Source organism: Halorubrum sp. SD612 (assembly GCF_002135005.1).
In genome coordinates this window covers 1-26,202 of record NZ_NEWI01000026.1, presented here as the reverse complement: position 1 = coordinate 26,202, position 26,202 = coordinate 1, and the positions used below count along the sequence as shown (strand labels likewise).

Genomic DNA, 26,202 nt, shown 5'->3' with positions numbered 1-26,202 from the left:
CGCGGGGTGGGGGTGCGGGACGGCGTCGACTGCCGGCCCGTCAAGCGGGGGGGGGTCGCCCGCGACCGTGAGGCCCGGCGGGTCCGGCCCCTCGGCCGGCGCGGCCGGAAGATCCGCGACGTACCCGTCGCCCGGCGTGTCGACGACGGTCACTTCGACCGATCCCGCCCCTCGTTCGGCGCCGTCGGCGACCCGTCCGCCCCCGCTCGCCCGCTCGCCCAGTCGCTCGCGGGTCCGCGGCGTGTGTGGCGAGACGGCCGCGTACGCGGTTTCGACCCGGCTCGCGGCGAGGGCGTCGAGCGTCCGGTCGACCATCGACCGCCCGGCCACCGGCGCGAGCGGCTTCTCGCCCTCGCGGTCGAGTCGCGTGCCGCGGCCGCCGCACATCACGAGAGCGTCCACGCGATCACCCCCGCGTGTAGCCCGACGACGCGGGCGAGCTCGTTCGTCGCGCCGAGCACGTCGCCGCTGACCCCGCCGAGCCGCGAGCGCGCCCACGCGAACGCGAGCGCGGCGACGACGACCGCGGCGGTGATCGCGGCCGCGACGACGCCGGCGCCCCCGGAGCTGAGGCCCGCCCGCGCGCCCAGCGCCGCGGGCGTCGTCACGAGTGCGACGCCGGCGAGCGCCCGCGGGCCGGAGGCCGCCGTCAGCGCCGACCCGAGCCCTTCGTGCGGGGCGTCGCCGACGCAGACGAGCGCCGCCGTCGCGGCCTTCGCGCCCACCTCCGCGAGGACGACGAGGGCGACCGCGTCGGCGAGCGAGCGGGCCGCGACGCCCGTGACCGCCGCCCCCGCGGCGACGAGCCCGGCGACGACGAGCGCGAGCGCGACCGTCCCGCCCACGCCGAGCGCGGAGTCTTTCAGGACCGCCCGCCGCCGCTCGGCGTCGCCGTGGACGACCGCCGCGTCGCCGAGGTCCGCGACGCCGTCGAGGTGGGTGATCCCGGTGACGAGGGAGAGCCACGCGGCGAACGCGACGCCGACCGTGAGCGGCGGCACCCGAACCGGCACCAGCGCGGCCGCGACGACCGGGAGCGAGACGAGCGCCCCGATCGCGTACCCGACCGCCGGCATCGCCGCTGGCGTCCGCCGGAACGCCTCCCAGTCGCGGTCGGTGCGGCCGACGGGGATCCGGGAGAGGAACCCGAGCGCGCCGCGGAGCGCCGCGACCGGTCTGGTCAGGACCACGCGACCACCCCCGCGAGCGCGAGGACCCACGCCGCCGCGGCCGCGACGGTGACCCCGCCGGCGACGCCGACGAGCCGCACGGCGTCGCGGGCGGCCGCGGGCGACGGCGCCTCCGGACCGCCGTCGAGGACGTACGCCCCCGGCTTCTCTAGGCGGACGCCGAGCGCGGCGGCGGCCGTCGCCATCGGCCAGCCCGAGTTCGGCGACGCCGGCTCGCGGGCCAGCGACCGGGCGCGCCGCAGGCTCCCGGGCGACCGGGCCGCGACGGCGAGACAGCACGCCGCGACCCGCGCCGGCAGGAACATCGCGGCGTCGTCGAGCCGGGCGCTGGCCCAGCCGACCGGCTTCGACCGGTAGCCGAGCATCGAGTCGAGCGTGTTCACCGCCTTCACCCAGGCCGCGGCCGCGACCCCCGCCGCCAGCGCGCTCTCGACGGTCGCGGCGCTCCCGGCGACCGTGGCCGTCACGCCGGTCGTGCCGGCCCCGGGACTCCCACCGACCGCCGCGACCGCGACGGCGCCGGTCGCGCCGGCGGCGAACCAGACGAGCGGTGCGACGAACCCGTCCGCGAGGTTCTCCGCGGCGCTCTCGACCGCAGCGCTACGGAGCGCGGCCGGAGAGAGGTCGGCCGGGTCGCGCCCGACGAGCGCCCGGACCGACTCCCGGGCGGCGTCGGGATCGGTCTCGGTCTCGGCGACGACCTCGCCGGTCACGTCGAGCAGCATGCGGAGGCTCGCGACCGAGAAGCAGACGCCCGCCGCAGCGGCGACGGCGGCGACCGGGACGCCGCCGGGTCGCGGGCCGTGCGCGGCGGCCAGCCAGACGACCCCGCCGCAGAGTGCGGCCGCGGCGAGAGGGAGGCCGGCCGCGACCGCGACGCCGACGAGCCGAGGGCGGCCCCACTCCCGGTCGAACCGGCCGACGAGGGTCCCGAACAGCGCGACCGGGTGGACGCGGTGCGGCGGCTCCGCGGCCGCGAGATCCAGCGCGAGGGCGAGCGCGACCGGCGCGAGGAGCGTGGCAGCCGGAGCAATCAGCGCGGCGGCGGGTTCAGCGACCTGCGCGGCGACGGCCGGCTCGGTGGCCCCGGCGGGCGCGGCGGCTCCCGTCATCCCGTCACCTCGTCGAGGAACGCGTCGAACGCCCCGCTCTCGGGGTGGACGTGACAGTACGTCCCGAGCGTGCGGTGTTCGGTCAGCCCCTCCCGGTCGCCGTCGATGCCGGTCCCGCGCTCCACGTCGAACGCGAACCGGGCGTCGGGGGCGACCTCGGCCGCGGAGTAGTGGAACTCGTGGCCGCGGAGCCGATCCCCGGCGGCCGCCGTGAGCGCGCCGCGGCGGGCGCGGAGTTCGACGTGGTCGAGCGCCTGATACCGCTCCCGGCGCTCGACGCTCGCGGGGAGGACGCCCGCCATCTCGTGGCTGTCGCCGTCGGCCGTCGTCAGCGTCTCCGCGAGGGCCATCAGCCCGCCGCACTCGCCGAGGACGGGCGTCCCCTCGGCCGCGGCGTCCGCGACCGACGCAAGCGCGGGCCCGTCGGCGAGCGCCGCGGCGTGGAGCTCCGGGTAGCCGCCGGGGAGGTAGACGCCGTCGCAGGGCGGGAGATCGTCGCCGGCCGCGGGCGCGAAGGGGACTACGGTCGCGCGCTCGGCGAGCCGCTCGCGGGTGGCCGGGTAGACAAACCGGAAGGCGGCGTCGTCCGCGACCGCGACCCGCGGGCGGTCGTCGCCGTCTCCGGGGTTCGCTCGGCTGTCGCCGCCCGCCGGTCTCGCCTCCGGGCCGGTCGCGGGGAGCGTCGGTTCGCCCGCGACATCGAGCAGCCGGTCGGTCCGGAGCGTCTCGGCGGCGGCGTCGAGCGCCGCCGAGTCGAGCGGTGCCTCCTCGCCCATCCGTAGTCCGAGGTGGCGGTCGGGGATCTCCAGATCCTCGCGGGGTGGGATCCGGCCGCAGTAGGCGAGCGAGTTTGGGAGCGCCTCGCGGATCCCCGACTCGTGACGGCCGCCGTGCGCGCGCTGTGCGACGACGCCCGCCACGTCGAGGTCGTGGTCGGTCCGGTCGGCGTACGTCGCGAAGCCGAGCGCGGTCGCCGCGACGCTCTCCATCCCGGCGCTCGCGTCGACGACGAGGACGACCGGGAGGTCGAGCGCGGCGGCCACCTCGGCCGTGCTCGCGGCGCTGCCGTCGTACAGCCCCATCATTCCCTCGACGACGCAGACGTCACCGTCGCCGCGGGCGTAGTTCCGTCGGAGGCCGTCGTTCCCCTGAAGCCACGGGTCGAGGGTGCGCGACGGCCGCCCGGCGACCCGGGCGTGGTGGCTCGGGTCGATGAAGTCCGGCCCCGCTTTCGCGGGCCGGACGGTCCGGCCGGCGTTCTCGAACGCGCGGATCGTCGCGAGTGTCGCCACCGTCTTGCCGACGCCCGACGCCGTGCCGGCGAGGACGAGTCCCCTCACCGTCGGTCGCCTCCGTTCGCGGGGGTAGTCCCGTCTCCCCCGTCGGACTCCGTCCGATCCGCGAGCAGGCGGTCGGCCAGGGCGGCGACCCGCTCGCGGACGGCGTCGTCGCCGACCCCGGCGCGCTCCGCGAGCGCGAGCGCCCCGCCCATGCCGACGCCCTCCTTCGCCTCGCCGCGGGCGTACGCCGCCACCGCCGGGTGGTCGCTCTCGCCGAACCCGGGATCGGCCGCCGCGAGCGTCAGGTCGAGGTCGCCGGCGAGCGCCGGGAGGTCCGCGGTGGGGTCGTCCGCGACGAGCGACGTGGTCGCCAACGGGAGCGGTCGCTCGACGCCCGCGTGCCGGGCGAGCGCCGCCGCGGCCGCGAGCTGTGTGCCGCCCGCGAGGGTCACGTCGATCCCGGCGTCGGCCGCGCCGACGATCAGCCCCGAAACGGCGGCGAGGACGGGGTCGCCGGCTAGCCGGACCGCCTCGATCGGGTCGTCCGCCGCGCCGCCCGGGTCGAGGCCGCTCGCGTCCAGCCCCTCGGCGACGACGCGCCGCTTGCGCTCGATCGGATTCGCCGGTAGCGACGAGGAGACGGCGGCGCGCTCGCCGAGCGCGGTCAGGACTCCGAGCGCGGTGGTCGTCCCGCCGGGAATCGTCTCGGCGACGAGCAGCTCGGCGGGTCCGTCGCCGTCGCGTTCGGGGCCGGCTCCCTCACCGGACACGGCGAGGTCGGGCGCCAGCGAGCGCGCGCGCTCGAAGACGGTTGCCGCCTCCGGGACCGGCTCGGGGTCGCGGACGTCGCCGCCCGGAGACGCGCCGACCTCGCGGACGCTCGCCGCGGTCGGCGCGCCGAGTCCGGCGTCGACGAACTCGACGGGAAGGGTCTCCGGGCCGAGCAGCTCGCGGACCGCGCGGGTGACGACCGCGGGCGTCGCGCAGCCTGTCGGACTCATCGGCACGGGCGAGTCGGGCGCGGGGCGCCCCGCCTCGACGATTTCGAGGTCGGCGCTCGGCGTGTGAACGCGTAGCTCCGGGTCGGCGCCCGCAGCGCTGATTCCGTCGATGGCGGCGGTCGCGGTCGTTCCCGCGACGACGAGGAGTCTCATACCTCCCACCGGTACCTCCCTCCGTCGCGCCCGCGTGCCGCCGGCGCGGCGTCGATGTGTACCACTAGCGGTTCATCGATACAATTGAACTTTAATCGATCGACGAGCGGCGGCCGGTTCGAGCGTTCCGACCGCGCCCGTCGACTGTGCGTCCCGACCGAATATCTCGCCCGTCAGTTCGGACCGAACGTCTCGCCGAACCCGTGCGACCGCAACCCACGCGACCCGCGGAGCGAAGCGGTTAAGAGTGAACCGCGGATATTTCCGTCAACTCGCTGGTGCGGACACAGCGGGCACTCGCCGCCGGGGCCGCGGTCGGACCGACCGCCGCGCGCCCCGGGACGAGACGACATGTGGCCCCTCGCGGCTGAATCGCAACCGTCCGCGGACAACAATGGCACGAAGCTTCTACTCGCACATCAAGGAGGCGTGGCGGTCCCCCAAGGAGGGGAAACTAGCTGAGCTGCAGTGGCAGCGCAAACAGGAGTGGCGCGACCAGGGCGCCATCGAGCGCATCGAGCGCCCCACCCGGCTGGACAAGGCCCGCGAGCTGGGCTACAAGGCCAAGCAGGGCGTCATCGTCGCCCGCGTGAGCGTCCGCAAGGGCGGTTCGCGCAAGCAGCGCTTCAAGGCCGGCCGCCGCTCGAAGCGCCAGGGCGTCAACCGCGTCTCGCGGCGCAAGTCGATCCAGCGCATCGCCGAGGAGCGCGCCTCGCGGAAGTACCGCAACCTCCGCGTGCTCAACTCCTACTGGGTCGGCGAGGACGGCTCGCAGAAGTGGCACGAGGTCATCCTCGTGGACCCCGCCCACCCCGCAATCGAGAACGACGACGACCTGAACTGGATCTGCTCGGACGACCACAAGGGTCGCGCGTACCGCGGGCTCACCTCCGCCGGCACCAAGGGCCGCGGCCAGCGCAAGCGCGGCAAGGGCACCGAGAAGACGCGCCCGAGCGTCACCTCGAACGACCGGCAGGGCAAGTAACGCCGCCGTCGACGTTCGGTTCTCGTTTTTCACCGACCGCGTCGCCGAGCGGACGCGCCGCTCGTCGCTCCCGTCCCCCGACGAACTCGTCGTCTAACGCTCTCGACGCTCTCCGCCGTCGCGCCCCGGACGCCGGCGGCGCAAAAGCAAAGATACCGCGTCACATACCAACTGTAGCCATGGCGATCGCCACGTGACCGGGACCACCCCGATTCCGCCCGACGCGTTCGCGACCGCGCTCAGGTCGCTCGACACGGACGCGCTCGCGACGCTCGTCGCCGACGCGTACGCGGCGACCGCCGACGCGGCCGACGCCGATCCGCCCCGAGTGACCGTGCGAAACGGGGACCAGCGGACCGAACTGCTCGTCGCCTCGGCCGCCGACGGCCGCGTCCCCGACGGCCCGGCCGACGCCGTCGTCGTCGCGAGCGACTCACTGCTTGACGACGGGACGCTCGACGACTCGACGGTCGTCTCTCCGGCGGACCTCCGACGGCGGCTCCTGTACGCCGTCCCGCCGGCGGCGGCGGACGAGATCGCGGACCGGATTCTCGGTGTCCCCGTTCGGTCCGCATCGTACGACGCGGTCGCTCCCGAGCCCGGCGCTGCGACCGATTCCGGCGACGGATCGCTAGCCACCGACGACGAGGCGACCGACGATGTCCGGACCGTCGACAGCGCGAGCGGCGACGACGCCTCGGGCGATGGCGACGCGAGTGATCCCGCCGGCGGGGCGACGGCCGCCGGCGCGTCGGGACCGGTAGGCCGCAGCGACGCCGATCGCACCGATCGGAACGTCGCCGACTCGCCCGGCGCGTCGCGAGCTGACGACCGGCCGAGCGACTCCGACCCCGATCCACCCCAGAGCGGTGAGCCGGGCGACGGTTCGACCGCCGACGCCGCGAGCGATCGACCGTCCCGCCGGACCGTCGTCGCCGCGATCGCGGTCGTCGCGCTCCTCGTCGCGGCGGCCGGGGCCGGGTTCGCCGCCGGCGCCGCCGGGATCGGCGGGCCGGGCGGGATCGCCGGCGACGACGGGGCGATCGACTCGCCGTCCGACGTGGGAGGGTCGACGGACGACGGCGGCGACGCGAGCGGCACGGACTCGGACGGCGGGAACACCGTGTCGGCCGCCGACGGCGACCCGACCGGTGAGGCCGCGCGGAACACGGCGTTGTCCCCGACCTGCGAGCGGTCCGCGCTTCAGGTCGTCCAGATCCAGATGAACGCGCTCCGGTACAACGACAACGCGACGAACGACGGCATCCGGACCCTCCGGGCGTTCGCGTCGCCGGAGAACAGGCAGGTCGTCGGACCCGTCGGCGAGTACGTCGAGCTGTTCGAGACCGCCCGGTACGGCCCGATGCTCACGTACGATACCGCGGAGTACTCGGTGCCGGAGACCGCCGACGGGACCGCCGCGGTCGAAGTCGTCACGCGCGAGGACGGCACCGTGACCGGGCGCTACGAGTTCCGCCTCGTCCGGGTCGGCGGCGGGAGCGCGACCACGAACAGTTCGCTGGGCAGCGTCGACGACTGTTGGATGACCGACGCCGTGACCGCGTCGGGGGAGTAAGCGTCGGCGTCGGGTCCAGAGCCGTCGCCGACGGAGCGAGTGTCGGCCGCGCCGCGTCTTTGTCGCCGCCGGGAACACGATTATATCTGCGCCCGCACAGGTCACGGACATGAGCCTCTCGCTCGACGCGACCCAACTCGACCGCTACTCCAGACACGTCATCTTGGATGGCGTCGGTCCGGAGGGGCAGAAGCGACTGCTCGACGCCCGTGTCCTCGTCGTCGGCGCGGGCGGGCTCGGCGCGCCCGTCGTCCAGTACCTCGCGGCGGCGGGCGTCGGCGCGATCGGGATCGCCGACGACGACGCCGTCGAGCGCTCGAACCTCCAGCGACAGGTCATCCACGGTGACGGCGACGTGGGACGCCAGAAGGTCGACTCGGCCGCCGACTTCGTCGCCGACCTCAACCCCGACGTGGATGTCGAGCGCCACCACCTGCGACTCGACGCGGGTAACGCCCGCGAACTGATCTCGGACTACGATGTCGTCGTCGACTGCTCGGACAACTTCGCAACCCGGTACGTGGTGAACGACGCCGCCCGAATCGAGGGCGTCCCCGTCTCGCACGGTGCCATCTACAAGTTCGAGGGGCAGGTGACGACGCTCTCGCCCGACGGCCCCTGCTACCGCTGTCTGTTCCCGGAGCCGCCGGAGCCGGGAACGGTACCGGACTGCGCCAGCACCGGCGTCCTCGGCGTCCTCCCCGGGACGGTCGGGTGTCTCCAGGCGACGGAGGCGGTGAAACTGATCATAGACGTCGGCGACCCGCTCGTCGGTCGCATGCTGTTTTACGACGCCATGGACCTCTCGTTCGAGACGGTCCCGTACGCGCGTAACCCGGACTGCCCGGTGTGCGGCGACGACGGAATCGACACGCTTGACGGGATCGACTACGCCGCTGGCTGTCGGATCGACGCGGCCTGAGCGGTCCACTCCGGATCGACGCCGTCTACGTGGCCCGTTCCTCGTCGTCGCGGTCGGGGCGCCCGTCGCGACAGCTTATAGCGACCGGTCGGTCATCGCTGTTCCCGCGGTGACGCCGGCGCCGTCGTCGACGAATCCCGACCGCACGCACCACCGGCAGTACCGGTAGCCGGCGCGGTTCTCAGCGCCGCAGTGCCGGCAGACGACCGTCTCTCCGTCGGCGTCGAGCGGCGGCGGGTCACCGGCGTCGGCTGACTCGACCGTCGGACCCCCGGCCGCGCCGCGGTCGCGTGCGACCGCCGAACCGGCCGCTTCCCCGTCGCCGTCGGGCTCCGACGAACGGGCCGCGACCGAGCCGAAGAGCTCCGCGGGGTCGCGGTTCCGGCGGACGAGCAGCCACGTCACCGCGAGGTTGAGCGCCGCCACGCCGACGAATATCGCGGCGAGGGGCACGAGCTGATCACCCGTCATACGTGTCATGTTACCATCCCGGAGTCTTGTGTCTGACGGTGGGTCCACCGGCCGCGCTCCGACGGGCCCGTCGGCGGGCTGCTCCAGAGTACTCTTGAGGCCGCCGGTCGAAGGCGCACCCGCATGAAGAAGACGATCCACACGGACGACGCCCCGGCGGCGGTGGGCGCGTACAGCCAGGCGACGACTGACGGCGACCTCGTGTTCACGGCCGGGCAGATCCCCCTGACGCCCGACGGCGAACTCCTCGCCGACGCGTCGATCGCGGACCAGACGGAGCAGGCGCTGGACAACCTCCTCGCGGTGCTCGACGAGGCGGGGGCCGGGCCCGAGGACGTGCTCAAGACGACGGTGTTCCTCGCCGACATCGACGACTTCGACGAGATGAACGAGACGTACGCCGACTACTTTGACGAGGCGCCTCCCGCCCGCTCGGCGGTCCAAGCGGGCGCGCTCCCCAAGGGGGCCGGCGTCGAGATCGAGGCCGTCGCCGTCGTCGAGTAGATGTCTGACGGCGAGGGCGGGCGCGGGGCCGAGACGGACCGGGACGACCCCTCCGGTTCCGGCGGCGGCGGCCGCGCGCCCGGCGCCCCGGCCACGCCGCGCGCTCGCCTGCGGTCCGCGGCGCTGTGGGGCGCCGTCGGCGGGTTCGCCTTCCTCGTGCTCGCGCAGGGGTACCGGCTCGTCGGCCCCGGGTCGCTGCCGGTCGGGATCGGCGGACTGGCGCTCGTCGCGCTCGGGGTCGCGGCCGCGTCGGCCGGTCTCTCCTACCTCGCCGAGGCCCGACTGCGAGCGAAAAGAAGGACTTAACAGTCGCACCGGAGTAGCACGGAGTGAGCCAGGATGGCCGAGTGGTAAGGCGCACGCCTGGAAAGCGTGTTCCCATCCGGGATCGGGGGTTCAAATCCCTCTCCTGGCGTTTTCGACGAACGACACGGCGAGCGAAGCGACCTGTTCGTCGAAAAGCCTGACGGAGGGATTTGAACCAGGGAGTGAAGCGAGCGGAGCGAGCGGAACGACTGAGGTTCAAATCCCTCTCGTGGCGCTCCACTGTCGCAATAACGAGCGAGGAGCGACAGCGACGGGCGGGTCTGGCCGCGACGATCACCTCCAAAGCCCCAGCCGCTCGGCTCTACGCAGACACCTATTGCTCGCCGACAATTACCTCCACAGGGGCGGCCGCGACCACACAGCACCGCACCTCACACCGCCCCAGCCTCGCGGTTCACCCCGGGCTCCCTTCGGTCGCCCGTCGCTCACCGCGTCCCTCGCGCGTGCGACATCGCGCCCTCCGGGCGCTCGTCGGCACGCGCCACCGCAACTAACTCGTGAGAGCCTCTGGCAGATATAGTGGGTGTTTGATTATCACACCGCTGCTGTCGGCCGAATCTGCTTCGAAAGCGTCCGGTTCGGCCCGCCTCGACACGTCCGCACACCGACACAAGATTCATATGTGTGGGTATTGTTGACACAGGTGACGATGCCAGACACGAAATCGGGTCGCGAGCGGAAAGGGAGGAACAAGCGCCGCCAACTCGAGAACCACCTCGCACGGCGCGAACTCGACGCGGACGACGAACCGCCGGAACCGTACGGGGAGGCGACAGACGCGGAGTTCCTCGCCGAGTCCGACGACGCGGCCCGGTGACCGGTCGCGTCCCGATCCCTTCTCACCGGTCGTTCGACCCCTCGCCTGCCGCTGATTTCGCGTCGCGAAAGCTTTAGACCCGGGAGCGGCGTATCTCGCCGCAATGAGTCGCGGCCCCGAACTAATCATCACGGAGAAAGACAACGCGGCGCGGCGTATCGCCGACATCCTGAGCGGCGAGTCCGCGACCGCGGAGCGGATGAACGACGTCAACGTCTACGAGTGGGGCGGCAAGCGGTGTATCGGGCTCTCCGGCCACGTCGTCGGCGTCGACTTCCCCGCCGAGTACAACGACTGGCGCGACGTGGAGCCGGTCGAACTCATCGACGCGCCCGTCACAAAGACGCCGACGCAGGAGGGGATCGTCGCCGCGCTCCGCCGGCTCGCCCGCAACGCCTCGCGGGTCGTCATCGCGACCGACTACGACCGCGAGGGCGAACTGATCGGCAAGGAGGCGTACGAGCTCGTCCGCGAGGTGAACGAGGACGTGCCCGTCGACCGCGTCCGCTTCTCCTCGATCACGGAGAACGAGGTGCAGGAGGCGTTCGCGAACCCCGACGACCCCGACTTTGAGCTGGCGGCCGCGGGCGAGGCGCGACAGACAATCGACCTCACGTGGGGCGCGGCGCTCACCCGGTTCCTGTCGCTGTCCGCGCGCCAGCTCGGAGACGACTTCATCTCCGTCGGTCGGGTCCAGGGGCCGACCCTCAAGCTGATCGTCGACCGCGAGCGGGAGATTCAGGCGTTCGACCCCGAGTCGTACTGGGAGCTGACGGGCGAGCTGGCGAAGTCGAGCGGCGACCCGTTCGAGGCGCGCTACTTCTACCTGAACGACGAGGGCAACGAGCGCGAGCGCGTCTGGGACGAGGCGGTCGCGGAGACGCTCACCGAGGCGCTCGACGCGGCCGACGGGGCGACCGTCGACGACGTCACCCGGCGGACACAGACCGACGATCCGCCGACGCCGTTCAACACCACCGCGTTCATCCGCGCCGCGGGGTCGCTCGGCTACTCCGCGCAGCGCGCCATGTCGCTCGCGGAGGACCTCTACACGGCCGGCTACGTCACCTACCCGCGGACCGACAACACGGTGTACCCGGAGGACTTGGAGCCCGAGGAGCTGATCGCGGACCTCGGCGACTCGCCGACATTCGGCGAGGACGCCGCGAGTCTGCTCGACGAGGACCGCGAGATCGAACCGACCGAGGGCGACGAGGAGACGACGGACCACCCGCCGATCCACCCCACGGGTGAGCTGCCCGCCGCCGCCGACCTCTCGGACGACGAGTGGGAGGTGTACGAGCTGATCGTCCGCCGGTTCCTGGCGACCTGCGCCGACCCCGCGACGTGGGAGCGGTTGCGCGTGGTCGCGCTCGCGAACGGCGAGGCGACGCCGATCGCCGCGGGCGCCGACGGGCTCGCCGCGCTCCGCGACACCGACGACGCGGCGAAGCCGGCCGACCTCGCCGCCGACGGCGGGCTGCGGCTGAAGGCCAACGGGAAGCGGCTGCTGGAGGCGGGCTACCACGAGGTGTATCCGTACCGCTCCAGCGACGAGCGGATCGTCCCGGACGTCGAGGTCGGCGAGACGCTATCGCTGTCGGACCGTTCCACCGAGGGGAAGGAGACCCAACCCCCGCGCCGCTACGGGCAGTCCCGGCTCATCGAGGAGATGGAGAAGCGGCAGCTCGGCACGAAGGCGACCCGGCACCGCACGATCGAGAAGCTGTACGACCGCAACTACGTCGAGAGCGACCCGCCCCGCCCGACGCGGCTCGCCGAGGCGGTCGTCGAGGCCGCGGAGGAGTTCGCCGACCGGATCGTGAGCGAGGAGATGACCGCCCAGCTCGAACAGGACATGGCGGCCATCGCGGCCGGCGAGAAGGAGTACGACGAGGTGACCGCGGAGTCCCGCGAGCTGCTCTCGCGCGTGTTCGACGACCTCACCGACTCCCGCGAGGCGGTCGGCGACCACCTCCAGACCTCGCTGAAGGCGGACAAGACCCTCGGCCCGTGTCCGGAGTGCGGGTCCGATCTCCTCGTCCGCAAGTCGCGGCAGGGGTCGTACTTCGTCGGCTGCGACGGCTATCCCGACTGCGAGTACACCCTCCCGCTCCCGTCGACCGGAAAGCCGCTCCTCTTGGACGAGACCTGCGACGAACACGACCTCCGTCACGTGAAGATGCTCGCCGGCCGGAAGACGTTCGTCCACGGCTGCCCGCAGTGTAAGGCGGACGAGGCCGACGAGCAGGAGGACGAGGTGATCGGGACGTGTCCCGACTGCGGGGCGGAACACGGGGGCGAGCTCGCGGTCAAGCGGCTCCGCTCCGGCTCGCGGCTCGTGGGTTGTACGCGCTACCCCGACTGCGACTACTCGCTGCCGCTCCCCCGGCGCGGCGAGATCGAGGTCACCGACGAGACCTGCGAGGAACACGACCTCCCGCACCTCCGCGTCCACTCCGGCGACGAGCCGTGGGAGTTGGGCTGTCCGATCTGTAACTACCGCGAGTTCACGGCCCGGCAGGAGGGGTCGGAGCTCCAAGCCGTCGAGGGGATCGGCGAGAAGACCGCCGCGAAGCTGAAAGACGCCGGCGTCGACGGCGTCGACGAGCTCAAGTCCGCCGATCCCGACAGTCTGGCGGCCGACGTCGACGGCGTTGGGCCCGACACCGTTCGCGACTGGCAGGCCAGAGCGGACTGACCGCCGGCGCGCCGCGCCCGGTTCGATTCCGCCGCAATTCATAAATCCACAAACACATATGCGCGGAGTGTCTCGATTACCGACAGATGGGTGACCGCGACCCGGACTCGTCGGCCGAGGACCGATCGCCGTCGAGCGGCGACGCCGCTCCGTCGGGGATCCTCCGAGCCTTCGTCGAGGCGGTTCCGACCCCGACGCTCGCCTGCGATCCGGACACGCTGGCCGTCCGCGCCGCGAACGCGCCGGCGGCCGACCTCGTCGGCCACGACCGCGGCACGCTGACGCTGATGGGCCTCCCGGACCTCGGCGAGACCGACGTCACCGTCTCCGGCGAGCCGATCGCTGACGTCGCCGCCGCGGCGGCCTCCCAGACGCCCGGCTCCGACGGCGCGACCGACGCGGCCGAGCGGTTCGAGTGGGACCTCCGTCTCGGCGATCCGAGGCTCCGGGTCGACGCGGCGCTCCACACGGCGACGATCGCCGGGTCCGAGTGGCTGGTCGTCGGACTCTCCGACGCCACCGCCCGCGTCGCCGCCGAGTCCGAGCGGGACACCGAGCGCCGACTGGTCGACGCGCTCGCCGACACCGTCCCGCTCGCGCTGTTCCGCTGTACCGAGGAGGGAACGCTCTCGCGGTGGAACGACGAGCTCGCGGCCGACACGGGGTACGCACCCGACGCGCTCTCCGGACGGGCGCTCACGTCGCTGTTCGACGAGGCGACGCGCGACGCGATCAGCGAGGCCCTCACTCGGGTGTATCGCGACGGCGAGGCGGTCTCCCGCGAGGCGCGCCTCCTCACCCGCTCCGGCGAACGCGTCCCCTATCGGCTCTCCGTCGGTCCGGTGACCGACGGCGACCGCGTCGTGGGGGCCGTCGGCGTCGGCGAGGACGTCACCGAGGCGTCCCTCAGGGAGGAGCGGCTCGCCGTGTTGACGCGCGTGCTGCGGCACAACTTCCGGAACGACCTCAACGTGGTCACGGGGTTCACCGGACAGGCCATCGAGGCCGTCGACGACCCCGAGCTCACCGAGCAGCTCGAACGGGTCGTCGCCACCGCCGAGCGGCTGTTGCGCCTCGGCGAGACCTCTCGTAAGGTCGAGCGGCTGCTCTCCCAGCGCCCGTCGGCGCGACCGATCGCGCTCGCGCCCGCGGTCGACGCCGCCCTCGAATCGGTCGACCCGGCGGTCCTCGACGGGGCCACCGTCGATGTCGACATCCCGGACAACATCGTCGTCTCGGCGGTCGCGTTCCTCCCGGAGGCGATCACCGAGCTCGTCGACAACGCGATCCGCCACAACGACGCCGACGAGCCGCGGGTCCGGGTCTCGGCCGCGGAGCTCCCGAGCGAGTCGTGGGCCTCCCTCGTCGTCGCGGACGACGGGCCGGGGATCCCCCCGGCCGAGCGCGCCGTCCTCACCGGCGAAGAGACGCCGCTCGAACACGCGAGCGGGCTCGGGCTCTGGTACGTGAACTGGATCGCCACCGCCGGCGGCGGGAGCCTCGACATCGCCGAGAGCAAGGCCGGCGGAAGCCGGATCGAGCTGTCCCTGCGCGTCGCCGATGCGCCGCCGATCGACGACACCGAACTGTTCAGCCCGGACGACTGAGCCGGACGGGGGTGACGCGGTCGCCCCGTCGACGCCGAGGTCACTCCGGCGGTCACCACTCCGCGAGACGGCGCGCGCCTCACTCCGCGAGCCGGAGCTCGTCGCCCACCGTCACCGACTCCGCCGCGCCGGCCGGCAGCTCGACGACGGTGTCGGCGCGGCCGCGGCCCAGTCCCACGAACGGCGCGAGCCGCTTCTCCGCCGTCACCTCGCCGTCGACGAGCCACACCGCGTCGATCGCGAATGGCACGAACAGCATGTGGAGCCACTGCGTCTCGGGCTCGTCGAAGGGGAAGACGAGGGCGTAGTCGTCGGGGACCGACCGCCGGAACATCAGCCCGCGGGCCTGTTCGAGCGTCGAGCGGGCGACGTCGACGTCGCTCGCCAGGACGGTCTCGGTCCGGTCGCCCGACGCGTCGGGACGGTGTACGAGTCGCACGCGGGTCACCTCGCCGCGGGCGAATAAATAGGCTCTCGTTCGACGGTGGCTCGCGTCCCCGCGTCCGAGCGTTAGCTCGCGCCGCCGTACGTCTCTTCGAGGTACTCGACGATGTCGTCGCTCTCGGGCATCCCCTCGATCCCGTGCTCCTCGTCGACGAGGACGGGCACGCCGGTCTGTCCGGAGACCTCCTCGACCTCGGTGCGGTCGCTGTGCGAGCGCGGGACCATGATCGAGTCGTACTCCAAGCCGAGGTCGGACAGCTTCGTCTTCACCTTCGCGCAGTACGGACAGCCTTCGAGCTCGTAGAGCGTGAGATCTGCCATCGCCCCCCCGTAGGGCGCGGATCCGTAAAGAGGTGCGGCCGCCGATGTGCGCGGCGCGCACGGGCGGGCAAAAGGCGAGCGGGCGGGGATCGGCCCCTCGCCAGCCGACTTCGGCGGCCGTTCGGCTGGTCTCGGTTGAAACGGGGGAAAACGGAGCGTTCGTCGGACGAAACGGTGGGAACGGTGGAAGTCAGTTCTCGACCGACTTCACATCGCGCCGCCCATGCCGCCCATGCCGCCCATGCCGCCGCCGGGGGCGCCGCCCTCGTCGTCGCCGCCCGCCGTCGAGAGGTCGCCCGCCGAAATGATGTCGTCGATTTTCAGGACCAGGTTCGCCGCCTCGGCCGCGGAGGCGATCGCCTGCTCCTTCGCGTGGGCCGTCTCGACGACGCCCGCCTCGGCCGTGTCGACGACCTCGCCGGCGAACACGTCGAGCCCGGCGTGCTGGTCGCCCGCCTCGTGGGCCGCGCGGAGGTCGACCAGCAGGTCGCTCGCGTCGAGGCCCGCGTTCTCGGCGAGCACGCGCGGGATCAGTTCGAGGGAGTCGGCGAACGCCTCGACCGCGAGCTGCTCGCGCCCCTCGACGGAGTCGGCGTAGTCGCGCAGGCGGCGCGCGATCTCGACCTCGACCGCGCCGCCGCCGGGCAGCGTGCGCCCGTCGGAGACGGTCGTCGAGACCACGTCGAGCGCGTCCTGGATGCCGCGCTCGAGCTCGTCGACAACGTGGTCGGTCGTGCCGTACAGGAGGAGCGTGACGCCGTGGGCGTCCTCGCCCTCGACGTAGAACAGCTCCTCGTCGCCGTCGCGCTCGACCGAGCCGACCGCGAGGTCGTCCGCGGTGAGGGAGTCGAGGTCGGTGACGATCGGCGCGCCGAGGACGTTCTTCAGGAACGTCAGGTCGGACTTCTTCGTGCGGCGGACCGCCAGCACGCCCTCCTTGGCGAGGTAGTGCTGCGCGAGGTCGTCGATGCCCTTCTGACAGAAGACGACGTCGGCGCCGGAGTCGACGATCTGGTCGACCTTCTCGCGGAGCTGCTCCTCCTCCTGATCGAGGAACTTCTGGAGCTGGTCCGGCGAGTCGACGTTGACGGAGGTGTCCACGTCGGCCTCCTCGACCTCGATCGGGTCGTTGAGGAGCAGGACGTTCGCCGACTCGAAGTCGGTCGGCATGTCGTCGTGGACCGGGTCCTTGTCGATCGCCGCACCGGTGAGCAGGCGGGACTCGCCCGCCGCGCGACCGGTGCGCGTCTCGATGTTCAGGTTCGCCAGGTCGACCACGTGGGAGCCGTCGTCGGCCTCGACCGTGACGCCCTGTACGGCGCGGACGACGAGGTCGGCGAGCACGTCCTTGTCGAGCTCGGCGCCCTTGCCGGTCATGGACGTCTCGGCGACGTTCTGGAGCGTCTCAGTGTCGTCGGGGTCGACCGCGGTCGCGACCTCGTCGACCTGCTCGCGGGCGTACTCGCTCGCGAGGTTGAACCCCTTGATCACCGCTGTCGGGTGGATGTCCTGTTCAAGCAGGTCCTCGGCGTTCTTCAGCAGCTCGCCCGCGATGGCGACCGCGCTGGTCGTCCCGTCGCCGGCCTCGTCCTCCTGGGTCTCGGCGACCTCGACGACCATCTCGGCGGTCGGGTTGTCGATGTCCATCTCTTGGAGGATGGTGACGCCGTCGTTGGTGATGGTGACGTCGCCCATCGAGTTGACGAGCATCTTGTCCATCCCCTTCGGTCCGAGCGTCGACCGGACGGACTCGGCGACGCCGCGCGCCGCGGAGATATTGTACTCCTGTGCGTCCTTGTCCTGGACGCGCTGGGCGTCATCGCCCATGATGATCATCGGCTGACCCTGCTGCATTCGCTGACTCATACAGCGTTTGGTTGATTGTGATTCTATATAAATGTCTTGTTGACGGCCGGACGGACACGGACGGACGCCGTCGGGAGCCGCCGTCGAAAACCGCACGACACCGGACCGTTTCTTCGCGAATCGTGTGGAGAGTTAGCATTGATCTCTGGTGGGACGAATTCGGCTATCCGACGCCGTTTATATATCTCGCTCTCGCCGCCGCGTCACCCCGGAACCCCGCCGGCGAGCAACGCGGCGTCGACGAACGCCTCGACGCTGAGCGTCCCGTCGGTCGCCCGCGACAGGGTCGCGTAGACGACGTACAGCGTCGCACCGGTCCACAGCGCGCCGGAGACCACGTGGAAGACGAAGGCGGTCGTGAGCAGCACACCGTTCCGTCTGGCTAACGACGGCATAAATTCCGGCTGGCGGTTCCGCGCTTCGGGACCGCGGCGTCACGGCAGCGTCAGCGTCCCCTCGTACCGGTGCGTGTCGTCGACGGTCTCGCGGTACTCGTACGCCGGCGGGGGCTCGATCCCCCACTCGCGGAGGCGCTCGTCGACGCCGTCCACATACGTGACGAGGAACGAATCCCGGTCGCGGAGCGTCGGCGGCGTCCGGGTGTACTCCGTCTCGAACCGACACCGCGCCGTTCGCCCGTCGTCGTTGACCTCGATCCGGACCCGGAGGTCCGAGCGCAGCCGCTCGCGGACCGGCGGCGGGTCGCCGCGGAGGTGCCCCTCGCCGAACGCGTCGATCGCGGCCAGCGCCTCGTTCGGGACGTGGTTCACGGCCGCGGATACGGGCTGGCAACACGAATCTCTGCCGCCCGCGCGCCGCCGGATCGGCGCGGCCGACGACGGTGACAGTCCGCCGTCGATTTCCGACCACGGTGCGCGGACGAAAACGGACGTACACGCACTCAGAAACAGGTTTAACCCGGTTGAGGCCCTGCTGATCGATACCCACTCGTTTATGAATGGACGCTCCGTCGTCGAGTCGATACGCTCGTTCAGATCCGAGGTCGATCCCGTGCCCTTCGCCGCCGGCGCGCTGGCAACGTTCGCGTTCCTCGCGTACACGGCGGCCGACACGGAAGGCGCCGCCGCCGCGATCGACGCGGCGTTCGTCACGTTCGGCCAGGGGCTCGCGTGGCTCTACCTCGGCACGGTGCTCGCGCTGGTCGGGGCCGCCGGCTACCTCCTCGTCAGTCGCTACGGACGCGTTCGCCTCGGCGAGGGCGACCCCGAGTACGGGACGGCGTCGTACGTGGCGATGTTCTTCTCGGCCGGGCTGTCGGCCGGCATCGTCTTCTTCGGTCCCGTGGAGGCGCTGTTACACTACCAGACCGTCCCGCCGCTGTTCGCGGGCGAGGTGGCCGCGGAGTCGAGCGCGGCGGCGGTGCCCGCGGTCGCGTACACGGTCTTCCACTACGGCGTCAGCGCCTGGGGCGGGTACCTCGCGATCGGCATTCCGGTCGCGTACTTCGCCTACCGACACGACGCTCCGTTCCGCGTCTCCACCGCGCTGTATCCCGTCCTCGGCCCCGACCGGCTCGACGGCCTCGTCGCCCGGACGGTCGACACCCTCGCTGTCGTCGCCACCATCGGCGGGATCGCGACCGGGCTCGGCTTCATCGCCACCCAGCTGCTCACCGGCGTCACGTTCCGGACCGGAGTCGCGTTCGGCGACGCCGAGACGGTCGCCGTCATCGTCGGCATCACCGTCCTCTTCACGCTCTCGCTCGTCGCGGGCGTGAGCCGCGGCATCCGACGGCTGTCCGTGTTCAACATCGCGGTCATGGCCCTGCTCCTCGGCGTGGCGCTCCTCGCCGGGCCGACGGTCGACGTGTTGAACATCGGCGTGGCGGCGCTCGGCACGTACGCGACCTCCTTCTTCGAGATGAGCCTGTTCACGGGGAGCGGCGTGGAGGGCGGCGCGAGCTGGACGGCGGCGTGGACCGTCTTCTACTGGTCGTGGTGGATCGCGTGGGCGCCGTTCGTCGGGCTGTTCCTCGCGCGGATCTCCCGCGGCCGGACGATCCGGTCGGTGGTCGGCACCGCCTTCGGGACGATGACCGCGGTCTCGGCGCTGTGGTTCACCGTCGTCGGGGGGACGTCGATCCGGATCCAGCAGTCCGGCGCGGCCGACGTGCTCGGCGCGGTCGGCGAGTTCGGCGACGGCGTCTCCGGCTACGTCATCTTCGGGGCGTTCCCCGGCGGCGAGCTGTGGCAGCTGCTGTTCTTAGTGCTGGTGACGACGTTCTTCCTCACCTCCGCCGACTCCTCGACGCTCGCGGTCGGCATGCTCACGACCGGCGGCAGCCGGAAGCCGTCGGGCGCGAACCGGGTCTTCTGGGGGATCCTCCAGGGTGCGATCGCCTCCGTGCTCGTGGTCGTCGGCGGCGCGACCGCGCTCCGGTCGTCGGTGATCGTCACGGGCGCCCCGTTCGCGCTCGTCTGTCTCGTCGCCATGGGCGGGTTCCTGCGCTGGCTGTCGCGGTCCGACGAGCCGGTCGCCGCGGACGATCCCCGGCCGGAGTCCGACCCGGTGCCGCCCGCGTCGGCGAGCCCCGCCGAGGACGACGACTGACCGCGCGGGACCGCCGGCCCCCGCGGACGACGCCGGACCGGCCCTGACGACGCGGCGATCGAAACCGGCTTGATCGACGCGCGCGTAAGTCGGTCCATGTCGCTGGCAGCCGACACCCGCGCCGCGGTCCGGGCGCGGCCGTTCGTCCTCGACGCGCTCCGCGCCGGCCTCCTGAACCACAGCGCCGCGGCCGCGTGGCTCGCCGAGGCCGCCGCCCTCGACGGCGAGCCGGACGCGGTCGCGGCCGCTCTCCGGCGCTTCCGCGAGGACCTGCCCGCGTACGCGACGGAATCGCGAGGGACGACCGTCTCGATGCGCAGCGGGGTCGGGCTCTCGGCGGCCGACGGCGCGGCCGAGGGCGACGCCGGCGAGCCGCTCCTCCGCGTCGGCGACGCGGCCGTCGCTCCGGAGGGCGACCGAACGGCGATCGTCGCGACCGGCGATGTCGACGCCGCGGCGCTCGGGGCGTCGCTCCGCCGGTTGGCCGTTCGGGACATCGAGGTCCCGGCCGCCGGCGTCGCGGAGAATACGCTCGTCTGCGTCGTCGGGCGGCGCGACGGTCCGGACGCGGTCCGGATCGTCGAGGCCGCGCTCGACGCGGTGCCGACGACCGACTCGACCTGACGCGCGGTCGATGGCCGGCTCCGCCTTGACGCGCGTTCAACGACAGCTCCGGCCTGTCGCGCGGTCGACGCCGCTTTGCGGGTCGACCCCGAACCCCGGCGTCGCACCGTTTTCGCACTCCCGCAGCCTCCGAAGTCCCTAAGAGCGGCGCGGCCCCAGTACGGGTATGCAGTCGCTCGTCATCGTCGCGCACGGCTCGCACCTCAACCCCGAGTCGAGCGCGCCGACGTACGACCACGCCGACACGATCCGCGCCACCGGTGCCTTCGACGAGGTCCGCACCGGCTTCTGGAAGGAGGAGCCGCACTTCCGAGAGGTGCTCCGCACCGTCGAGGGCGACGAGGTGTACGTCGTCCCGCTGTTCATTTCGGAGGGCTACTTCACCGAGCAGGTGATCCCCCGCGAGCTCCGCCTCGCCGGCTGGGACGTCTCGGAGTGGGACTCCGACGGCCTCTCGGCGGACCAGGCGACGCTCGTCGCCGAGGACATCGACAAGGAGGTCCACTACTGCGGGCCGGTGGGGACCCACCGCGCGATGACCGACGTGATCGTCCGCCGCGCGGAGTCCGTGACGAACGACGCCGACGTGGGCGACGGGTTCGGCCTCGCGGTCGTCGGCCACGGCACCGAGCGCAACGAGAACTCGGCGAAGGCGATCGAGTACCACGCCGACCGGATCGCCGAGCGCGACCGATTCGACGAGGTGAAGCCGCTGTACATGGACGAGGACCCGGAGGTCGACGACCTCCCCGAGCACTTCGAGAGCGACGACGTCGTCTTAGTTCCCCTCTTCATCGCCGACGGCTACCACACGCAGGAGGACATCCCGGAGGACGTGGGCCTCTGTGAGGACCACACCGAGGGATACGACGTGCCCGAGACGGTCGACGGCACGCGGATCTGGTACGCGGGCGCGGTGGGAACGGAGCCACTCATGGCCGACGTGGTCTTAGAGCGCGCCGACGACGCCGGCGCCGACCTCGGGACGGCGCTCGACGACGTGCGAGAGACTACCCGCGTCGCCACGGGGGACTGAGCGTGAGCGACCCGACCTCCGGGGAGGCTGACGCGGCCGACGACGGATCCGAAGACGCCGGTGGCGAGCCCGACGCGCCAGAGATCGACCTCCCGAGCGAGGCGTTCGACGCGGTCCTCGACGCGCTCGCCGACCGCGAGCCGGGGGAGCCCGTCCGGTTCGAGGGGTTCAGCGTGGCGCGCGGCGCCGACGAAGACGACGAGGACGCTCCCGTCGAGGACGCCCCCGGCGAGTACGTCCTCGCCGACGGCGACCGCCCGGTCGGGCTGAGCGAGCGCGAGCTCCACGAGGCGCTCTCCGAGCGCGCCGCGGCCGTCACCGACTGGTACACCTTCGAGCGCGTCGTCGGCGAGTTCGGGCCGCGTCGCGCGTTCCTCCGCTGGATCGAGGACGCGGACGGCGATACCGTCGCGACCCGGTACGCCGCGCTCGCCGAGGGCATCGAACGCGCGTGGGGCGAACTGAAGATCACGGCGACGGTCACCGACCGCGGGGAGCGCCGCTACGACGTGCGCCACGCCGACGACGCCGGCGTCCCGGTCGACGATCTGGACGCGTACGACGACCCGCTCAACGCCCGCGATCTGGTGACGTTCGACGAACAGGGGCGGTACCGCCCGCTCAAGACGGCCCCGTCGCTCGCTGGCGGCTGGGTGTTCCCCGACCTCGGCCCGCGCGACCTCTACGAGGCGGTCGAGACGATCTACCCCGCGACCGTCGCCAACTGGCACCGCGAGCGCGAGGGGGAGCTCGACGTGACTCACTGGCGCGAGACGATGGAGCGCCAGTCGGGCATCTACGGCGTCGTGAAGACGTGGGACCGCGGTGAGGGGTACGAGCACGTCAACTGGGTGGCGGAGGCCTGTTGCGACGACTCGCAGTGTCTCAAGCGCCGCGAGTGGCAGTACGACGACGAGACGGACCTCGACGTCGACGGCGGCGACGGCGCGTTCCCCTGCCGCGAGCCGTGTTCAGTCGTGGTGTCGGCCGCGCGGAAGTGGACGCGACTGGAGAGCGAGCAGCCGCGGACGTACGAGTTCGACCTGACCCCGAGCGAGAAGGAGCAGGTCGAGGACATCATCGACGCGGTCGCGGACGGCCGGACCGACGAGATCCGCGAGGCGGACACGAAGGAGGGAGCGAACCGGTACCGGGCGCGCTTCCTCCGCGCCAAGCTGTTCGACAACGAGGGGAACCTCGGCGGCGTGCCGACCGAATCGGCCGAGGAGTGACCGGCTCCGTAGCCCGACCCCGATCGGACGCACCGGAAACATCGCCGCGCCCCGCAGGCTTTTCTCGGCTCCCCTGAAACGGTGGGGCAATGAACGCCGTCACGTTGGGTCCCGCCGGCACGTACTCGCACCGCGCCGCGCGCGCCGTCGCCGCCGAGGTGTCGTTCCGGGAGTCGGTCACCGCGATCGTCGACGCCGTCGCGGACGGCGAGTTCGAGCGCGGCGTCGTCCCCATCGAGAACAGCATCGAGGGCTCCGTCACGGAGAGCCTCGACGCGCTCTCCGACTACGACGTCTCCGTCACCCGCGAGGTCGTCACCCCGATCCGGCACGCCCTCCTCGCGCAGGACGACTCGTTCGAGGTCGTCGCGAGCCACTCGCAGGCGCTCGCGCAGTGTCGCAACTGGCTGGAGTCGAACTACCCGGACACCGGCCTCGAAGCGGTCGCTTCCACGGCCCGCGGCGTCGAGCGTGCCCGCGAGGACGCCCGCGTCGCCGGGATCGGGCACCCGGACAACGCCGGCAACGACCTCTCTATCCTCGCGGAAGACATCCAGGACCGGACGTCGAACGCGACGCGGTTCCTCGTCGTCGCGCCCGAGTCCGCGAGGGCCGACGCCGGCGGGAAGACCACGCTGATCGTCTACCCGAACGCGAACTACCCCGGCCTCCTGCTGGAGCTGCTGGAGGCGTTCGCCGACCGCAACCTCAACCTCTCGCGGATCGAGTCGCGCCCGAGCGGCGAGCGCCTCGGCGACTACCTGTTCCACTTCGACGTGGACGCCGGGCTCTACGAGGACCACATGGCGAAGGCGGTCGACGACGTCGAGACCATCGCGGACAAGGGGTGGGTGAAGGTGCTCGGATCGTACGACACCGAGCACGTGCTCGACTGAGACCTGAACTTCGGAAGACTGCGACCCGTTGCTCCGTTACTCAGCTTTGAACGTTGTCGTGTTGACACTATTTGGCCCGAAATCGGAGGAAAAGACGTTCTACGAGGAGTCTACGGTATCGGCCGAACTGGAGAGTGATTCACAGAGGATGATGAAGGCAGCGCTCACGGCGTTTGAACCTCTAGTGGAGAGTAGAGCGTCTGCGGCTGAACTCTCTTTTCCATGCTCACACCGTCTCAGCCGCCATTTTCGGTCGATTAAGTGTTAGATACTCAGCGTTCAAAGCTGAGTCCGTTATTTAAACGACCAGACCTAACGGTGGCGACTATTTATCGATGAACGCGGCGGTACGGTGGCGCGCGCCTCCGAGCGGCCGCCTACGGCGGCTGTGAGGAGCGCGTGCGAGGTCGCCGGCGCCACGCGCCGGCTGCCAGAGGGACCTTCGGTCCCTCGTTGGAGTCGCTGGTTCCCGGAGCGAAGCGGAGGGCGCCAGCGACGAGGCTGGGGAGGCGCGAGGTGCGGTACTGTGCGGTGCGGGACTCAAAGGGGCAGCCCTGAGTGCGAAGCACGGAGACGCAAGTAGCGGGGCGCTACCCGCCGCGGGAAGCCGGCGGCGAAGCCACCGGCGACACCGCAGCGGAGGGGCGGTAGCGACCGACCGAGGGACACAGCGAGCCGCGCGAGCCCTCACGACTGGGGCTTTGGAGATGTTATCCGCGGTTCCGTCGGCAGCTGTTTATAAACGAGCGACCGAGCCACCCACCGCTATCGCCACACTGACTATCCCCCCGGTGAAACGCGCGGTTCCGTATTACTCGAACCGGTACGTCGCGCCGTCCGGGCCGTCCTCGATCTCGACGCCGACCTCGCCGAGCGCGTCGCGGAGCTCGTCCGCGCGCTCGTAGTTGCCCGCCTCGCGCTCGGCCTCACGGACGTTCAACACGAGTTCGACCAGCTCGCCGGCGAGGTCGACGTCGCCGTCGCTCGGCGACTCGAACTGGAGGCCCAACACGTCGCCGCCGAGCTCTTCGAACGCTTCGACCGCCTCGCGGAGGCCCCGGTAGTCGTAGGCGGCGTCTACGTCACGGGTCTCGTTCCCGTCATCGTTCCCCTCGTCGACCGCGTCCACGTGTCGGTTCACCGCGTCGGTGAGATCGAGGAGCGCCGCGGTCGCCTCTCGGAGATTGAGGTCGTCGTTCATCGCGGCCGCGAAGTCGTCACGGGCGGCCTCGACCGCGCCGCGGAGGTCGGCGTCCTCGGCTTTCGCTCGGGCCTCGGTCGAGTCGAGCGCCTCGACGGCGCGGTCGTACGTGCGGGAGAGCCGCTCCCAGCGCTCCTCGGCCTCCCCGATCGTCTCCTCGGTGAGCGCCTGCTCGGAGCGGTAGGCGGCGCCGGCGTAGAACGTGCGGACGACGTTGACGCCGAGTTCGTCGAGGGCGTCCGGAACGGTCCAGAAGTTTCCGATCGACGAGGACATCTTCTCGCCGTCCATCTCCAGCAGGCCGACGTGGAGCCAGTGGCGCGCGAACGCCTCGCCGGTCGCCGCCTCGGACTGCGCGATCTCGTTCTCGTGGTGCGGGAAGACGAGGTCGCGCCCGCCCATGTGGATGTCGAGAGTGTCCCCGAGGTGCGTCGTCGACATCGCCGAGCACTCCACGTGCCACCCGGGCCGCCCCTCGCTCCACGGCGACGCCCACGTCTCGCCCTCGGGCGTCTCCGCGCCGTGGTCGTGTTTCGCGTGTTCGCGCGCCGCGGTCTCGCTCACGCCGTCGGCCTTCCACAGCGCGAAGTCGGCGGGATTCCGCTTCTCCGAGCGCTCGTCCGGCTCGCCCTGCGCTTCGAGCGCGTCTAACTCCTGATTCGAGAGCTTCCCGTACTCGTCGAAGCGGGTCACGTCGAAGTAGACGGAGCCGTTCGACTCGTAGGCGTACCCCTCCTCGATCAGGGTCTCGACGAGGTCGACGATCTCCGGCACGTGCTCGGTGACGCGGGGGTACACCTCCGCCCGCCTGAGGTTGAGTCCGCGCATCGCGTCGAACGTCGTGGCGGTGAACGCCTCGGCCACGTCGCGTTCCTCGGTCCAGTCGTCGCGCTCGCCGACGCGGGCCGTGATCTTCTCGTTGACGTCGGTGACGTTCTCGACGTGGCGTACGTCGTAGCCGAGGTGTTCGAGCCACCGGTGGAGCACGTCCGCGTGGAACCACAGGCGGGCGTGCCCGAGGTGCGGGTCGTCCGACACCGTCAGGCCGCAGACGTACAGCGTGACGTCGCCGTCGGCCGTGAACTCGACGCGCTCGTCTTCCAGGGTGTCGGTAACGACGAGACTCATTACGAGACGGTTGCCGAGGTGAGCGTTTCAAATCGTCGGATCGCGCGAGACGACGACCACCCGCCCGACGCGGTCGGCGGGTCGATCGTGGACGCCTTCGGTGACTTGGCGGTGAACACCTCCAAAGCCCCAGTCGCGAGGCCGCAGTACGCTCGCTGTGCTCCTCACTCGGTCGCTCCGCTCCCTCGCTCCGGTGCTTGCGTCGCCTACGGCGGCCTCGCGACTGCCCCTTTGAGT

At 71.8% G+C, this 26,202-nt stretch carries 24 protein-coding genes, 1 tRNA gene and 1 pseudogene; 14 read left to right on the top strand and 12 right to left on the bottom strand.

The window, feature by feature from the left end; translation table 11 throughout:
- From B9G38_RS04870 to B9G38_RS04850, 5 genes are all read right to left on the bottom strand, one after another.
- A partial coding sequence (locus tag B9G38_RS04870) for an NTP transferase domain-containing protein (protein ID WP_158093822.1) occupies positions 1-387 on the bottom strand: 387 nt, incomplete at its 3' end.
- A complete protein-coding gene (gene cobS, locus B9G38_RS04865; RefSeq protein WP_086219674.1) occupies positions 387-1,190 on the bottom strand; it encodes an adenosylcobinamide-GDP ribazoletransferase in 804 nt (267 codons plus the stop codon). The genes B9G38_RS04870 and cobS, both read right to left, overlap by 1 nt.
- Entirely contained in the window at positions 1,181-2,302 is a 1,122-nt protein-coding gene (locus B9G38_RS04860) for a CobD/CbiB family cobalamin biosynthesis protein (RefSeq protein ID WP_086219673.1), read from the bottom strand. Before B9G38_RS04860 ends, cobS begins: the two co-directional genes overlap by 10 nt.
- Positions 2,299-3,642 carry a cobyrinic acid a,c-diamide synthase gene (locus B9G38_RS04855; protein ID WP_086219672.1) on the bottom strand — a complete coding sequence of 448 codons (1,344 nt, stop codon included), beginning with the start codon at positions 3,640-3,642 and terminating at the stop codon, positions 2,299-2,301. The genes B9G38_RS04860 and B9G38_RS04855 overlap by 4 nt, the downstream gene beginning before the upstream one ends.
- The gene (locus B9G38_RS04850; RefSeq protein ID WP_086219671.1) at positions 3,639-4,745 is read right to left on the bottom strand and encodes a nicotinate-nucleotide--dimethylbenzimidazole phosphoribosyltransferase; all 1,107 of its coding nucleotides are present in this window, start codon (positions 4,743-4,745) and stop codon (positions 3,639-3,641) included. Before B9G38_RS04850 ends, B9G38_RS04855 begins: the two co-directional genes overlap by 4 nt.
- Positions 4,746-5,130: 385 nt before the next feature.
- Between B9G38_RS04850 and B9G38_RS04845 the strand changes: the two genes are divergently transcribed.
- From B9G38_RS04845 to B9G38_RS04835, 3 genes are all read left to right on the top strand, one after another.
- Complete coding sequence (locus B9G38_RS04845; RefSeq protein ID WP_049931415.1) at positions 5,131-5,721, top strand: 50S ribosomal protein L15e; 591 nt, start codon at positions 5,131-5,133, stop codon at positions 5,719-5,721.
- A 193-nt stretch (positions 5,722-5,914) separates the two neighbouring features.
- Positions 5,915-7,297, top strand: coding sequence for a hypothetical protein (locus tag B9G38_RS04840; protein WP_086219670.1), 1,383 nt, complete (start codon positions 5,915-5,917; stop codon positions 7,295-7,297).
- Between the two features lie 109 nt (positions 7,298-7,406).
- Positions 7,407-8,219 carry a molybdopterin-synthase adenylyltransferase MoeB gene (locus tag B9G38_RS04835; protein WP_086216838.1) on the top strand — a complete coding sequence of 271 codons (813 nt, stop codon included), beginning with the start codon at positions 7,407-7,409 and terminating at the stop codon, positions 8,217-8,219.
- 75 nt (positions 8,220-8,294) lie between these two features.
- Here the strand turns inward: B9G38_RS04835 and B9G38_RS04830 are convergent, their stop codons facing one another.
- A complete protein-coding gene (locus B9G38_RS04830; RefSeq protein WP_086219669.1) occupies positions 8,295-8,690 on the bottom strand; it encodes a zinc ribbon domain-containing protein in 396 nt (131 codons plus the stop codon).
- Positions 8,691-8,813: 123 nt separating this feature from the next.
- On the opposite strand from B9G38_RS04830, the gene B9G38_RS04825 reads away from it, so the two are divergent.
- The 6 genes from B9G38_RS04825 to B9G38_RS04805 all read left to right on the top strand — a co-directional run bounded on the left by B9G38_RS04825 (position 8,814) and on the right by B9G38_RS04805 (position 14,646).
- On the top strand, positions 8,814-9,194 hold the full coding sequence (locus B9G38_RS04825) for a Rid family detoxifying hydrolase (protein ID WP_086219668.1): 381 nt from the start codon (positions 8,814-8,816) through the stop codon (positions 9,192-9,194).
- The gene (locus tag B9G38_RS04820; protein WP_086216841.1) at positions 9,195-9,500 is read left to right on the top strand and encodes a hypothetical protein; all 306 of its coding nucleotides are present in this window, start codon (positions 9,195-9,197) and stop codon (positions 9,498-9,500) included.
- Between the two features lie 27 nt (positions 9,501-9,527).
- A tRNA-Ser gene (locus B9G38_RS04815) sits at positions 9,528-9,609 on the top strand.
- A gap of 561 nt (positions 9,610-10,170) precedes the next feature.
- On the top strand, positions 10,171-10,338 hold the full coding sequence (locus B9G38_RS18180) for a hypothetical protein (RefSeq protein ID WP_167373069.1): 168 nt from the start codon (positions 10,171-10,173) through the stop codon (positions 10,336-10,338).
- Positions 10,339-10,441: 103 nt separating this feature from the next.
- Positions 10,442-13,039: a DNA topoisomerase gene (locus tag B9G38_RS04810; RefSeq protein ID WP_086219667.1), complete on the top strand. Its 2,598-nt coding sequence runs from the start codon at positions 10,442-10,444 to the stop codon at positions 13,037-13,039.
- 86 nt (positions 13,040-13,125) lie between these two features.
- On the top strand, positions 13,126-14,646 hold the full coding sequence (locus B9G38_RS04805; protein WP_086219666.1) for a PAS domain S-box protein: 1,521 nt from the start codon (positions 13,126-13,128) through the stop codon (positions 14,644-14,646).
- 79 nt (positions 14,647-14,725) lie between these two features.
- Here the strand turns inward: B9G38_RS04805 and B9G38_RS04800 are convergent, their stop codons facing one another.
- The 5 genes and pseudogenes from B9G38_RS04800 to B9G38_RS04780 form a co-directional block, all read right to left on the bottom strand.
- A complete protein-coding gene (locus B9G38_RS04800; RefSeq protein WP_086219665.1) occupies positions 14,726-15,094 on the bottom strand; it encodes a DUF192 domain-containing protein in 369 nt (122 codons plus the stop codon).
- A gap of 62 nt (positions 15,095-15,156) precedes the next feature.
- Positions 15,157-15,411, bottom strand: a complete 255-nt coding sequence (locus tag B9G38_RS04795; RefSeq protein ID WP_049931424.1) for a glutathione S-transferase N-terminal domain-containing protein — start codon at positions 15,409-15,411, stop codon at positions 15,157-15,159.
- A 207-nt stretch (positions 15,412-15,618) separates the two neighbouring features.
- Positions 15,619-17,265, bottom strand: a complete 1,647-nt coding sequence (gene thsB / locus B9G38_RS04790) for a thermosome subunit beta (RefSeq protein WP_086219675.1) — start codon at positions 17,263-17,265, stop codon at positions 15,619-15,621.
- A 242-nt stretch (positions 17,266-17,507) separates the two neighbouring features.
- Positions 17,508-17,645, bottom strand: a pseudogene (locus tag B9G38_RS04785) (copper resistance protein CopD); the annotation flags it as partial.
- Positions 17,646-17,711: 66 nt separating this feature from the next.
- Positions 17,712-18,047, bottom strand: coding sequence for a hypothetical protein (locus B9G38_RS04780; RefSeq protein ID WP_086219664.1), 336 nt, complete (start codon positions 18,045-18,047; stop codon positions 17,712-17,714).
- A 184-nt stretch (positions 18,048-18,231) separates the two neighbouring features.
- Between B9G38_RS04780 and B9G38_RS04775 the strand changes: the two genes are divergently transcribed.
- From B9G38_RS04775 to pheA, 5 genes are all read left to right on the top strand, one after another.
- A complete protein-coding gene (locus B9G38_RS04775) occupies positions 18,232-19,848 on the top strand; it encodes a BCCT family transporter (RefSeq protein ID WP_049931426.1) in 1,617 nt (538 codons plus the stop codon).
- A 96-nt stretch (positions 19,849-19,944) separates the two neighbouring features.
- Positions 19,945-20,472 (top strand): hypothetical protein, encoded by a 528-nt coding sequence (locus tag B9G38_RS04770; protein ID WP_086219663.1) that lies wholly within the window; start codon positions 19,945-19,947, stop codon positions 20,470-20,472.
- A 166-nt stretch (positions 20,473-20,638) separates the two neighbouring features.
- Complete coding sequence (locus B9G38_RS04765) at positions 20,639-21,508, top strand: CbiX/SirB N-terminal domain-containing protein (protein ID WP_049931428.1); 870 nt, start codon at positions 20,639-20,641, stop codon at positions 21,506-21,508.
- A 2-nt stretch (positions 21,509-21,510) separates the two neighbouring features.
- Positions 21,511-22,740, top strand: coding sequence for a DR2241 family protein (locus tag B9G38_RS04760; protein WP_086219662.1), 1,230 nt, complete (start codon positions 21,511-21,513; stop codon positions 22,738-22,740).
- An 89-nt stretch (positions 22,741-22,829) separates the two neighbouring features.
- Positions 22,830-23,636, top strand: coding sequence for a prephenate dehydratase (pheA, locus tag B9G38_RS04755; protein ID WP_086219661.1), 807 nt, complete (start codon positions 22,830-22,832; stop codon positions 23,634-23,636).
- 811 nt (positions 23,637-24,447) lie between these two features.
- On the opposite strand, the gene cysS is transcribed toward pheA, so the two are convergent.
- Positions 24,448-25,965: a cysteine--tRNA ligase gene (cysS, locus tag B9G38_RS04750; RefSeq protein WP_086219660.1), complete on the bottom strand. Its 1,518-nt coding sequence runs from the start codon at positions 25,963-25,965 to the stop codon at positions 24,448-24,450.
- Positions 25,966-26,202 lie beyond the last annotated feature (237 nt).